General features: G+C 70.0%; 13 protein-coding genes. 6 read left to right on the top strand and 7 right to left on the bottom strand.

The genetic code is table 11. From position 1 onward, the window contains the following. Nucleotides 1-10: 10 nt before the first annotated feature. Entirely contained in the window at nucleotides 11-1,018 is a 1,008-nt protein-coding gene (locus V7Q31_RS10750; RefSeq protein WP_333833852.1) for a YeiH family protein, read from the bottom strand. Between the two features lie 141 nt (nucleotides 1,019-1,159). On the opposite strand from V7Q31_RS10750, the gene V7Q31_RS10755 reads away from it, so the two are divergent. Continuing rightward, nucleotides 1,160-2,059, top strand: a complete 900-nt coding sequence (locus tag V7Q31_RS10755) for a LysR family transcriptional regulator (RefSeq protein WP_333833854.1) — start codon at nucleotides 1,160-1,162, stop codon at nucleotides 2,057-2,059. Here V7Q31_RS10755 and V7Q31_RS10760 read toward each other — a convergent pair. Then, nucleotides 2,042-2,926, bottom strand: coding sequence for a LysR family transcriptional regulator (locus V7Q31_RS10760; protein WP_333833855.1), 885 nt, complete (start codon nucleotides 2,924-2,926; stop codon nucleotides 2,042-2,044). The genes V7Q31_RS10755 and V7Q31_RS10760 overlap by 18 nt on opposite strands. A 204-nt stretch (nucleotides 2,927-3,130) precedes the next feature. On the opposite strand from V7Q31_RS10760, the gene dctP reads away from it, so the two are divergent. The 5 genes from dctP (at nucleotide 3,131) to V7Q31_RS10785 (ending at nucleotide 8,025) form a co-directional block, all read left to right on the top strand. Further along, nucleotides 3,131-4,156 (top strand): TRAP transporter substrate-binding protein DctP, encoded by a 1,026-nt coding sequence (dctP, locus tag V7Q31_RS10765; RefSeq protein WP_333833856.1) that lies wholly within the window; start codon nucleotides 3,131-3,133, stop codon nucleotides 4,154-4,156. Nucleotides 4,157-4,239: 83 nt separating this feature from the next. Beyond that, entirely contained in the window at nucleotides 4,240-4,740 is a 501-nt protein-coding gene (locus V7Q31_RS10770; protein WP_333833857.1) for a TRAP transporter small permease, read from the top strand. Nucleotides 4,741-4,743: 3 nt separating this feature from the next. Continuing rightward, nucleotides 4,744-6,045 carry a TRAP transporter large permease gene (locus tag V7Q31_RS10775; RefSeq protein WP_333833858.1) on the top strand — a complete coding sequence of 434 codons (1,302 nt, stop codon included), beginning with the start codon at nucleotides 4,744-4,746 and terminating at the stop codon, nucleotides 6,043-6,045. Next, complete coding sequence (locus V7Q31_RS10780; protein ID WP_333833859.1) at nucleotides 6,042-6,824, top strand: alpha/beta fold hydrolase; 783 nt, start codon at nucleotides 6,042-6,044, stop codon at nucleotides 6,822-6,824. The genes V7Q31_RS10775 and V7Q31_RS10780 overlap by 4 nt, the downstream gene beginning before the upstream one ends. Before the next feature lie 319 nt (nucleotides 6,825-7,143). Further along, the gene (locus tag V7Q31_RS10785; RefSeq protein WP_333833860.1) at nucleotides 7,144-8,025 is read left to right on the top strand and encodes a sterol desaturase family protein; all 882 of its coding nucleotides are present in this window, start codon (nucleotides 7,144-7,146) and stop codon (nucleotides 8,023-8,025) included. 85 nt (nucleotides 8,026-8,110) lie between these two features. On the opposite strand, the gene V7Q31_RS10790 is transcribed toward V7Q31_RS10785, so the two are convergent. The 5 genes from V7Q31_RS10790 to V7Q31_RS10810 all read right to left on the bottom strand — a co-directional run. Continuing rightward, nucleotides 8,111-8,293 (bottom strand): hypothetical protein, encoded by a 183-nt coding sequence (locus V7Q31_RS10790; protein ID WP_333833862.1) that lies wholly within the window; start codon nucleotides 8,291-8,293, stop codon nucleotides 8,111-8,113. 309 nt (nucleotides 8,294-8,602) lie between these two features. Continuing rightward, entirely contained in the window at nucleotides 8,603-9,703 is a 1,101-nt protein-coding gene (gene modC, locus V7Q31_RS10795) for a molybdenum ABC transporter ATP-binding protein (RefSeq protein WP_333833864.1), read from the bottom strand. Nucleotides 9,704-9,716: 13 nt separating this feature from the next. Beyond that, on the bottom strand, nucleotides 9,717-10,385 hold the full coding sequence (gene modB / locus V7Q31_RS10800; RefSeq protein ID WP_333833865.1) for a molybdate ABC transporter permease subunit: 669 nt from the start codon (nucleotides 10,383-10,385) through the stop codon (nucleotides 9,717-9,719). Nucleotides 10,386-10,388: 3 nt separating this feature from the next. After that, nucleotides 10,389-11,177, bottom strand: coding sequence for a molybdate ABC transporter substrate-binding protein (gene modA / locus V7Q31_RS10805; protein WP_333833866.1), 789 nt, complete (start codon nucleotides 11,175-11,177; stop codon nucleotides 10,389-10,391). A 64-nt stretch (nucleotides 11,178-11,241) separates the two neighbouring features. After that, nucleotides 11,242-12,382 (bottom strand): ATP-binding protein (locus V7Q31_RS10810; protein WP_333833867.1); only part of this gene is annotated, 1,141 nt, incomplete at its 5' end.

The raw sequence follows: 12,382 nt of genomic DNA on the forward strand, positions 1-12,382 counted from the left end.
CGCGGGCGGATCAGAACTCGGTCGCCGCGGCGAAGCCGAGGGCGAGGCCCAGCAGGACGAGCGTCAGGATGACCAGCATCGCCACATAGCGGGCGTCCACCTCCAGGATGCGCGCGAGGTTCGTGCGCAGGCCGAGCGCCGCGATGGCGGCCAGCAGGCAGCCTTGCGACAGCGCCGCGCCCTGCGCGACCACCCAGCCGGGGACGAGGCCAGTGTTGGCGAGCGCCGCGAGCGCCGCGAACACCAGCAGGAACCAGGGCGGGCGCATCGAGGCGCCGCCGCCGCTGCGCACTGCGAGCGCGGCGATCACGAGAACGAGCGGCAGCAACGCCACGCGCAGCATCTTCACGAAGGTCGCGAGCACGCCGACTTCGGGGCTGACCGAATGGCCCGCGCCCGCCACTTGGGCCACGTCGTGGATGGTCGCGCCGATCAGGAAGGCAGTCTCGGTCGGGCCGAAGCCGAGCGCGCGGAACAGCATCGGATAGGCGACCATCGCCACGGTCGAAAGCAGCGTCACCCCGGTGATCACGAGCAGCGTGTCGGCCTCGCGATCCTTGCGCGGGGGCAGGACGCTGGCGATGGCGAGCGCGGCCGAAGCGCCGCAGACCGCCACGGCCCCGCCCGAGAGCAGCCCGAAGCTGAGCCGCCGGCCGAACAGGTAGGACAGCGCCACCCCCGCCCCGAGCGTGGCCAGCGTCAGCGCGCCTGTGGCGAGCGCGGGCGCCCAGCCGAGTTGCGCCACGTCGTCGAGGCCGAGCCGCAGACCCATCAGCGCGACGCCCCAGCGCAGCAGGCTCTGCGAGGCGAAGACAACGCCCTCGGCGCAGGCGGGCTGGTCCGCCAGCTGGTGCAGCGACATGCCGATCAGCAGCGCGAACAGCATGACCGGCGCGCCGTAGCTCTCGGACAGGAAGGCCGCCGTCGCCGCGACCACGCCCGCCAGCAGGACGCCCCGCGCCATCGGGGCCGTCGCCCCGCCGCGCATCGCCGCCAGCGCGTCGGCGAGACGGCGCATCGGTCAGGCGGCTTTCTGGCGGGCGGAGGGCATCGCGGCGGCTCCCGACTTGACGAGAACGCCACTTAGCACCTTGGAGATTTCGGATCGACGCGAAATCATGCATCGTGAGTTGCGGTTTGCGCATGATGGGGGCAAGCGATGCGCCATGACTGGATCGCCGACATTCTCGCCGTGATCGACGCGGGCTCATTCGCGCGGGCGGCGGAGGCGCGCAACGTCACCCAATCCGCCTTCACAAGGCGGATCGACGCGATCGAGGCGGCGCTGCGCGGCCCCCTCTTCGACCGCCGCCGCAAGCCGGTCGCCCTGCTCCCGGCGGCGCGCAGCCTCGAGCCGGGGCTGCGTCGGGCGCTGCAAGTCCAGACGAGCCTGTTGCAGGAAGCCGCCGAACTGGCGGCGGGGGGCGGCTCGATCACGCTGGCCTGCCAGCACGCGATCAGCGCCACAGTGTCGCCGGCGCTGGTGCGCGCGCTGGCGGAGGCGGGGTTCGAGCCCGTGCGCATCCGGTCGGGCAACCGCGACGACTGTCTGGTGATGCTGCTCTCCGGGGCCGCGGATCTCGCAGTCAGCTACGCAAGGGCGGGCGGCGCGCCCGAGACCGCCGCGGGCTTCGAGGAGCGCGCGATCGGCGGGGACCGGCTGATCCCGGTCGCCCATCCCGCGTTGTGGCGGCGCCCCGACGGGCGGTTGCCGGTGGTGGCCTATCCGCCGGAGGTGTTCTTCGGCGCGCTGGTGGGCGAGCTGTGGCGCGAGCTTCCCGAGGGCGTCGTTCCCCATCGACGCGCCGAGACGGCGCTGACGCTCGCGGCCTATCGCTACGCGCTCGACGGTCTCGCCGTCGCCTGGCTGCCGCTGGCGCTGGTGGCCGAGGACCTCGCGGCGGGCCGGCTGCGGCGCCCCGACGACGCCGGGCCCGACCTTCCGCTCGACATCCGTCTGATCCGCCTCGGCGGCGCGGGGCGCGAGACCGCCCGCAGGGGGTGGGAGGTGATCCTCGGGGCCTCCGCCAGTCCGGGCGGCTCAGAACGCATCCCATAGGGCGCGTCCCACCGGGTCGAGGCGGTCGGGCGAGCAGAAGAGCGAGATCGTCAACCGCGCGACCCAGCTCGGCCCACCCATCTTCACGAGCTGGCCGGAGGCGAGCTCCGCCTCGATCGACAGGGCGGGTAGCCACGCCACGCCGCCCCCCGCCAGCACGCGGCGTTTGTGCGCCTCGGCGAGCGCGTCCATGTAGCGGATGTCGAGCGCGGTGTCGCGCTGGCCGATGGTGCGGTCCACGACTGCGCCGAGGAATGTGTCGGGGTCGTAGGCGAGAAAGGGGACGGGCGCCCGGCCCGGGCCGCCCAGCGTCCAGCCGTTGAGAATAGCCGCGTCCTGCCGGGCGACCGGGATCAGGTCCTCGACGGCGACGTCCTTGCGGGCGAAGCGCGTCTCGTCGAGGCTCGGCGCGACGTGCTGGTTGCGGTAGATGAGCAGGAACTCGCAGGCGCCATCGGTGAGCAGCTGGCAGCAGGCCGCCATGCTGTCGGACAGGATGCGGGTGCGCAGGGCGGGCATCGCGGCTTCCATCCCGGCCAGCCGCGGCTGCAGGTAGTTGAGCGAGATCGCGTGCAGCGCCGCGATGCGCTGGAGCGGCAGCTTGCTGCGGTCGGCGGCGCGGATCGCCTGGCGCGCATCGGTCAGCTGGGCCAGCGTCTCCTGCGCCGTGGCGAGGAACTGCCGGCCCGCAGGCGTCAGCCGCACCGGATAGCTCGACCGGTCCACCAACGCGGCCCCGACCCAGGATTCCAGCGACTTGATCCGCCGGCTGAGCGCCGATTGCGTGACGTTGCGCTCCTCCGCGGCGCGCGAGAAGTTCAGCGTGCGGCCGAGGCAGACGAAGTCGATCAGCCAGGTCGTGTCCATCGCGCCCTCCCGGGAAGGCCGTTGCGCCGATTTCATGCGACGCGCCGAACTATGCGCGATCGGAATGATTTTTTGAAACATAAGCATTGGCGTCCGCCGGATCGACTCGCCTACGCTCGGCCCGTCCCGCCCTCAGCAGGGCCCACAGCCGGCGCCGGGAGGCCTTCCCGGACGACCGCGCGACATATCAACGGGGTTTCCGAAATGACGCAGACGTTCGAGACCGCTCTTCGCGCCACCGCCCTTTCGGGAGGCCTCGCCACGTGCCTCTCGATGGGCCTCGCCATGGGCCTCGCCCTGCCGGCGGCGGCCAAGACGACGATCCGCCTCTCCACCTATGTGAACGAGATCGACATCCGCCACGAAGGCTTCGCGCATTTCGCCGCGCTCGTCGCCGAGCGCACCGGCGGCGAAGTGGAAATTCAGATCTTCCCCTCCGCGACGCTGCACGCATGGTCCGAAGGCGTGGACGCGCTGCAGGGCGGGGTGTCGGACGTCAGCTGGATCCCGGCGGACTCGCGCCTGCCCTGCTACCGCGTCACCTCGCTCTATCCGGCCGCGGTCGATCTGGAGAACCAGATCGCGATGGACGCCGCCTATGCCGACCTCATCCGCGACGAAGCCGCCGCGGCGGGGCTCGTGCCGCTGTTCAACTCGAACTACTCCTACGATCAGGAGTGGTGGTTCGACGAGCCGATCGCCAGCCTCGGCGACCTCAAGGGCCGTCAGGTCCGCTCCATCGGGCCGCTGGTCAGCATGATGATCGAGAGCTGGGGCGGCGCGCCTGTATTCGTGGCGCCGAGCGAAGTGTTCCAGTCGGCCGAGCGCGGCGTGGTCGACGGCATCAACATGGGCGTCGCCACCTATTCGAGCTGGCAGCTCTGGAGCGTGATGCCCTACATGGTCAACGCAAGCCTGTTCTACGGCAACATCATCTACATGATGAACGCCGACGTCTTCAATTCGCTGACCCCCGAGCAGCAGACGATCCTGACCGAGGCCGCCGTCGAGACCGAAGCCTGGCTGAAGCCCCGCTACGAGGCGTGGGTCGATCAACGCGTCGGCAATGCGGTGATGGCGGGCGGCGGCGCGGCGGTGTCGCTCGGCGCCGAGGAGCGGGCGGCGCTGCTCGGGAGCGTGCAGACGAAGTGGAACAGCGAAGTCGAGGCAGCCTGCGGGCCGGAGAAGGCCCGCGCGATCCTCGACCTGTTCGCCGCCAACGCGCGCTGACCGCCGGGGCCGGGGGGCGCGCGCTGTCCGCAAGGGGCGGCGCGCCCCTCTCCGGCCCGACCGCTCGAGAAAGGGGGGCCTGCATGGCGCAACTCGACAGCGCGATCCGCAGCGCCGAACGTCTGGTGGTCTGGCTCGCCGCCGCCGGGGCGGGGATCATCCTCGTGCAGATGGTGTGGATCAGCTACGGCGTGTTCACTCGCTACGCGCTGAGAGCGCCGGACCGGATGGTCACCGAGGCGACGGCGCTGCTGCTGTTCCCGGTGGCCTTCGCAGGCCTCGCCTATGCGCTGCGCGAGGACGCCTATCCGCGCGTCACGCTGCTGACCGACCGCCTGCCGCAGCGCGCGCGCAAGGCGGTCGCGATCCTCAATCTCGCGCTCATGCTCGGCGTCGGCGCGTTCTTCGCGCTGGCGGCGGCGAATGCGACCGTGCGCGCCTTCGGGTCGGGGGCGTCGTCGGAGATCCTGCTCTGGCCGCGCTGGGCGTTCTGGGCGCCGGGGGCCGCCTCGCTGATCCTCTTCTCCGTCTATGCGGCGCTGCGCCTCTTGCGCGCCGCGCTGACGCCCGCGCGGGAGTTCTGAGCGATGGAATGGTGGGAAGTCGGGCTCGGGCTGCTCGGACTGCTGGTGCTGCTGATCGGCCTCGGCCTGCCGATCCCCTTCGCGCTGGCGGCGGCGTCGCTGCCCTTCCTGTGGCAGATCCAGAGCTTCCAGACCTCGCTCGTCTCCTCGCAGCTCAAGCTGTGGAGCGTCTGGATCAACTACATCCTGCTGGCCGTGCCGCTGTTCGTGTTCCTCGGCGAGCTGATCGGACGGTCGGAGATCGGGCCGCGGCTCTACCGGTTCCTGCATCAGGGCGTGCGGGTGCGCGGCTCGGCCGCCTATGGCTCGATCGGCGCCTGCGCGGGGTTCGGGGCGGTTTCGGGCTCGTCGATGGTGGGCTCGCTGACCATCGGCGGGGTCGCGCTGCCCGAGATGCTGCGCCTGGGCTATGGCAAGGAGCTGTCCTCCGGCGTGCTGGCGGCGGGCGGGACGCTCTCGGTGCTGCTGCCGCCGAGCCTGATCCTGCTGTTCTACGGCATCGTCACCGACCAGAGCATCGGCGACCTGTTCATCGCGGGCGTGATCCCGGGTCTGGTGCTCGCGACGCTGTTTTGCGTCGTCGTGCTGATCTGGGGCGTTCTTTACCCCGACGACATCCCCGACAGCGAGCGGGCGGGCCGCATGGGCGTCCTCCGGATCGCGGCGACAGTGGGGCCGATCGCGCTGATCGCCCTCGTCATCACGGTGGCGATCTACGGCGGCATCGCGACGCCGACCGAGGCGGCGGCGGTGGCCGCGCTGCTGACGGTGATCCTCGCCTTCGGCGTCGGCGGACTCAGGTGGCGGGGTTTCAAGGACGCGCTGTTCGCGACCATGCGCACGATGGGCTATCTGGGCCTGCTGCTCTCGGCCGGCACGCTGTTCGGCTTCGTGCTGACCTATTACCGGGTCCCCTACGAGGTGACGCAGCTCTTTCTCGGCTTCGACCTGTCGCCCTATGCGGTGCTGGCGCTGGTTCTCGTGTTCTACGTCTTATTGGGGATGTTTCTGGAACCTGTGTCGATGACCTTCATCACTCTGCCGACGATCTTTCCGCTGATGGCGGCGGCGGGGTTCGACCTGATCTGGTTCGGCGTGGTCTACACCGTCACCATGGAGATCGCAGTGCTTACTCCGCCAGTGGGGCTCAACCTCTACGTCATTCAGGGGATCAGCCGCGACAAGGTGAGCATCGGCGAGGTGATCCGCGGCTGCCTGCCCTTCATAGGCGCGCTGCTCTTGCTGATCGCCGTGTTGATCGCCGTCCCGCAGACGGCGCTCTGGCTGCCCGAGCGGATGCGATGACGCTGGCGGAGGTCGGCGGGGCGGATCGCACGCGGCGGGCGACTGCGGCGGGGCCGACGGTCGTTCTGCTGCACGGCTATCTCGGCGGGTCCGCGCAATGGTCTGAACTGGAGGAGGCGCTCTCGGCGCGGTTCAGGATGGTGACGCCGGACCTCCCGGGTTTCGGGCGCGCGCGCGAGGCTGCCGCCCCGGCGTCGATCGAGCGGTTCGCCGAGCATGTGATCGCCGATCTGACGGCCCGCGGGATCGACAGCTTCGCGCTGGTCGGCCATTCGATGGGCGGCATGATCGCGCAGGAGGTCGCACGCGCGATCCCCGACCGCGTGGAGCGGCTGGTGCTCTACGGCACCGGCGCGCTGGGCTGCATGCCCGACCGCTTCGAGCCGATCGAAGCTTCTCTCGACCGGCTGGGTCGCGAGGGCGTGGCGCGGACCGCCCGCCGGATCGTCGCCACATGGCTCGCGCATGGCGAGGCCGACCCCGCCTTCGAGACTCTGTGCGCCATCGGCGCGCAAGCGGACGCCGAGGCGGCGCGCCTGGGACTCAACGCGATGGCGCTCTGGGACGGACGCGCCGCCCTGTCCGAACTGACCATGCCGTCGCTGATCATCTGGGGCGAGCGCGACCGATCCTATCGTTGGGCCCAGATCGAGCAGCTTTGGAGGGCGCTGCCGGGCGCATCGCTCGCCGTGATACCGGGAGCGTCGCATGCGGCGCATGTCGAGAAGCCGCTGCTCTTCCGCCTCATCCTCGAGGACTTCCTGAACGGCGACGGCTGACGCGAGCGTCGCGACGGACGCCGCCCGCTTCGTCTTAGCCCGTTGAAGTCACTGCGTCAGATGGGCTTGTCTCTCTCGCATCCGAGAGGCAGCGCGGAATGCGCCCGACTCCGGCGAGCTGGCGCTCGGCGATCTCGCGGAGCGAGCCCATCGGCGCGAGGGCGCGGGCGACGCGCGCGGATTCCCCCAGGAGCGCGGCCCCTGCGCCGGTTGACATGCGCCTCGCCCGGCCGCACCTGTTCCCGGGCGACGACCGGAGCAATGTCGGCTGAGCCGGTGGACGCGACCCGGATGGAAACCCGGAGGCCGAAAGACCGCCATGTCGGAGACGATCCTCGCCCAAGAGCCCGCAATCCGGCTCGCCGCCTTTCTCGGCGTGCTCGCCGCCATGGCGCTGTGGGAGGTCGCGGCCCCGCGCCGCCGGCGCGAGATCCCGCGCGTGATCCGCTGGACCAACAATCTCGCCCTCGTCGTCCTCGACACCGCGATCCTGCGACTGACCTTCCCGATCCTCGCCGTCGGCCTCGCGGTCATGGCGGAGGAGCGCGGCTGGGGGCTTTTCAACAATGTCGACGCGCCGGCATGGCTCGCGATCCTCGTCTCGATGCTGCTGCTCGACCTCGCCATCTACCTGCAGCATGTGATGTTTCACGCCGTGCCGGGGCTCTGGCGGCTGCACCGGATGCACCACGCCGATCTCGACTTCGACGCCACCACCGGGCTGCGCTTTCACCCCATCGAAATCCTGATATCGATGGCTATCAAGCTAGCGGCGGTGGCGGCGCTCGGCCCGCCCGCCGTGGCGGTGCTGCTGTTCGAAGTGCTGCTGAACGCCACGGCGCTGTTCAACCACGCCAACATCGACCTGCCGCGCCCCGTGGATCGCGTGCTGCGGCTCTTCGTGGTGACGCCGGACATGCACCGCGTGCACCATTCGGTCGATCCGGTCGAGACCAACTCGAATTATGGGTTCAACCTGCCCTGGTGGGACCGACTGCTCGGCACCTACCGCGCTCAGCCGGCGAAAGGCCACGAGGGCATGGACATCGGCGTCGAGCAGTTCCGCACGGAGCGCGACCTGTGGCTCGACAGGATGTTGGTCCAGCCCCTGCGCGGCCCGGCCAGCGGCTCCGCCCTCGACCCGCGGATCGCTGCGGCGAAGGCCGCAGCGCCGGCGCGGCCGGAGAGGGTCCGCGCCTGAGGCCCGACGCATTCCGTCCCTCGGGACATCGCGATCTGAACCTGCCGACCTTTGGGTCGGCAGGTTCTCGATCCAAGGATGAATGTCAGGCAGTGCAGACGAATTGGCTCAAGATGAAGCCGATGGCGCTGGCGAAGAAGGATTCGACGTTGGTCCTCGTCTTTTCGCAGCGCAGGGCGGTGCGCTTGAAGCGCTTGATCTTCCCGACGGCCTGCTCGATCCGGGCGCGACGGCGTTGGCCCAGGGCCGCGACCCGGTCGGCCGTCATTTTCCCGCGGCGCGGCATTGCGGGGATTGCGGCGCGCTCGAACTGTTCGGCGATGAGCGCGACGGCGGTCGAACCAGTGGGCCGCGTCCCGGTTGGCGGTGCGGCTGACGGGTAAGCGAGACGCCGCCGCCAGCACGATGAAGCTCGACACGAGGTTGAGCGCCACCGCCTCGCGCGCAGTATCAGTATAGCGCAACGCGCCCACCGGCGCGGGCAGCCGGAATTGGGCCCCGCCCAGCCCGATCAGCCCGGCCGCCGTGCCGACCGCCGCGCCGAGGCCGAAGGAGAGGACGGGTTTGTGGATACGGTTCATTCCGCCGCCCGTCGGCGATCGGGCGCGCGGGCGACATGGTCGCGCGCCACGGACATGGATTTGAGGATGGCGTGGACCGTCTCGCCCGGTTGCAGGGCGAGTTGATCCGCCGCGCGACGCGTGATGCGGGCGAGAATTTCATGGTCCCCGACAGCGACATGCACCATCACACCCGGTCCGTGACCGGGCACGATCCGGGCGACCCGCCCAGCGAGGATATTCTGCGCCGACAGCCCTTCCGGACGGCTGCGCGCCAGGATCACCTCATGCGCCACGATGCGGACCCTGACACGGGCTCCCGGCGCCCCCTCCACGGCGGGGAGGAACAGGGGCCCGGTGGGCGCCTCCAGCCGGGTCAGACCGTCGGCCAGGTGCTCGGCCACGGTCGCGGGCAGCATCGCGGCGAGTTCCCGGATGCCCATGGCGCGGAGCGCGCCCGCATCGGCCATCACCTCCGCCGTCGTGCCGGCGCGGATGACGCGGCCCTCTTCGATCACCACCATGCGGTCGGCCAGAAGCTGCGCCTCGTTCACGTCATGGGTGACGAGCACCACCGGCATCTGCAGATGCGCGCGCAGCGCGATGACCTCGCCGTAGAGCTTCTCCCGGGTGGCCCGATCCACCGCGGAGAAGGGTTCGTCGAGCAGCAGCGCCTGCGGCCGGCGCGCCAGCGCGCGCGCCACCGCCACGCGCTGCTGCTGACCGCCGGAGAGTTGCGCGGGCCTGCGGGCGGCCAGACCGTGCAGGTTCACCAGATCGAGCAGCCGTTCCGCCTCCGCCCGGTCGGCCCGGTCCATGGCCGCCATGACGTTCTGCGCGGCCGTCATGTGCGGAAACAGCGCGTAGTTCTGGAACACCAGCCCCACGCGGCGGCGGTGCGTGGGCAGGTTCACCCCCGCCGCGGTGTCGAGCCACGTGGCTCCATCGACAGTCACCCGCGCCACCTCGGGCCGCCAGAGCCCGGCGATGGTGCGCAGGAGCGTCGTCTTGCCGGACCCGGAATGTCCGACCAGCGCCAGAAGTTCGCCCGGCTCCACGCGGAAGGCCACGCCCAGCGGGATAGGCGCGTCGGCCTGCGCCATGACCTCGAGCGCCATTAGCCAAGCCCCCTCATCCCAGACGCCTGCCGACGCGCGCCGACAGGGCGAAGGTTATCGCGATGGAGAAAAGGCTGATCGCCACCAATACCGCCGACATGATGCCCGCGCTGCGGTCGTCGAACCCCTGCACCTTGTCATAGATCGAGATGGCGATGGTCCTGGTCTCGCCGGGGATCGAGCCCCCGACCATCAGGACGATGCCGAATTCGCCCAGCGTATGGGCGAAGGTGAGAACCATCGCCGTCATAAGCCCGGGCCAGGCCAGCGGCAATTCGACCTTCCACAAGGACCGCAGGGGCGACATGCCGCAGCAGGCGGCAGCCTCGCGCACCTCGCTCGCGATGGCCTCGAATCCGCGCTGCGCGGGCTGAATGGCGAAAGGCAGGTTGAAGACGACCGAGGCCAGCACCAGCCCCTCGAAGGTGAAGACAAGCTGATGCCCGAAGGTGTCCTGCCAGACCTGCCCGATCGGCGAGTTCCGCCCTAAGGCCACCAGCAGGTAAAAGCCGAAGACCGTCGGCGGCAGAACCAGCGGCAGCATCACCAGCGCCTCGACGAGCCTCTTGCCGCGGAACCGGCGCCAGGCGAGCCACCGCCCCATCAGCACGGACACCGGCAGGAGGATCGCCACGGTCCAGCCGGCCAGCCGCAGCGACAGGAAGAGCGCCTCCCAGTCCACCCGTCACCCCTCGGGCAGCACGAAGCCGTACCGCTCCATGATCTCGCGCGCCGGGGGGGACTGCATGTAGGCGTAGAAGGCCTCGGCAAACGGACCCGCGCCCGTCAGCAGCGCCATGCGCTGGCGCAAAGGCTCGTGGTAGTCCTCGGGGATCAGATCGTAGCTGCCCCGCGCGGCGACTTCGGGCGCAAGCGCGAGCGACAACGCGATGATGCCGCCCTCGGCATTGCCCGAGAGCGCGAATTGCGCCGCCTGGCTCACGTTCTCGCCCAGGACAAGGAAGGGCTGGATGTCCTCCCACAGCCCGGCGTGCTGCAACGCCTCGCGCGCGCGCATGCCATAGGGCGCGTGGTCGGGGTTGGCGATCGCGAAACGGGTGATGCGCCCCTCGGCCAGCGCGGCCCGCAGGCTTTCGAGCGATCCGTCGGGCGTCAGCGTGGACCCCGGCGGCGCCTTCGCCACGATCCGACCGACGGCGTAAAGATCGCCTTCATCTCGCGTAAAGCCGTCGCGGTGCAGTTCCTCGATGAAGCGCTCGTCGGCCGCCATGAAGATCTGGAACGGCGCGCCCTCGCGGATTTGGCGGGCGAAGTTCCCCGTCGAGCCCATCGAGAGGCGCACCTCGATGCGCGTCTCGGCGGTGAAGGCTTCGGCGATCTCCGCGACGGCGAATTGCAGGTCCGACGCCGCGGCGACGACCGGCGGCTCGTCCTGAGATCGAGCGGGCGCGGCGGTCAGGACGAGAGTCGATATTGCCGCTAGAATATATCGATGGGCGAAGGCAAGCGGCATGGACGACTCCCTCCTGATGTGTTTCGCTGAAAATATCGCGGCAAGACACGTCGCCGCGCAAGCGTTATCTTCCTTCGGGAATATCCTTCAGTCTGCCACGCAGATCGGCGAGCCGCCCGGCGCCGGCCTCGGCCGACTCGCGCTCGAAGGCGCGGTAAAGCTCCACGACCTCGCGCCCGGCCTGCGTCAGCACCGCACCCCCGCCCCCCTGCCCGCCGCGCGTGCTTTCCACGAGCGGATCGCGGAACATCGCGTTCAGCGTCCCGACCAGTTCCCAGGCGCGCTTGTAGCTCATCCCCATCTCGCGCCCGGCCGCGGCGATCGAGCCGCAGCAATCAATCCGTTCCAGCAATTCGGCCTTTCCAGGGCCGATCATCTCGGCGTCGCCAAACACGATGCGGATGCGAAGACGGGGGCGTTTGGTGTTGTCATTCATATCGGCAGGATGAATCCTCGCCAGACGATGCGCAAGCGGCCTGAACGCGGTCGCGCCCCTGGTGTCGCTTTGCACGCGCCGCTCAGCGATGGGCAGTCCGAGGAACTCCCGGTCTCCCCCGACCGGCATCGTCTCGAGGATGTGGTCGCGCGACAGGCAGGCGAGCGGCAGTGTCCGGTTCGCTCGTTGGCGCGCCCAGTGGCAGAGCCTTCCGAAGACCTTGCTCGCGTGCGCCTTCCGGCTCGCTGCGAGACGGCGGTCCTGCGCCTCCCGCAAGGCCTCGCGGATCGCCGTCTCACCGCCGGTGGCGATGGTGAAACCCCGCGTCCGGTCGGCTTCGATCGCATCCATATCCACCCCGCGCCGTGGCGCGCTCGCCCTGTCCGACAGTGCGTACCCGAGAAGTTCGCCAACCGTGATCGCATGGTTGCGGCCTTGGCCGTCGAGCCAAATCAAGCAACATCCGAAACTGGCCCGGCGGCGACACCAGGAACTGGCCCACCCCGTCATGCGGTTTCGTCGGTTTCGCGCGCCGCGCCTGCAGCTGTCGCCGCGGATGGTGATGGCGTGGCTGTGGTGCGGCAGCCGCTCGAGGATCGCGGTGGCGACCACCGGATCGCCGAAGACGGAGCCCCACTCGCCGACCGACCTGTTCGAGGTGATCAGCATGGCGCCGCGCTCGTAGCGGCGCGACACCAGCTGGAAGAACAGGCGAGCGGCGTCGGGCTCGAGCGGCAGGTAGCCGAGTTCGTCCACGATCAGCAGCCTG

It is taken from the genome of Rubrimonas sp. (assembly GCF_036788415.1).
In the GTDB taxonomy this organism is placed as follows: Bacteria; Pseudomonadota; Alphaproteobacteria; order Rhodobacterales; family Rhodobacteraceae; genus Rubrimonas.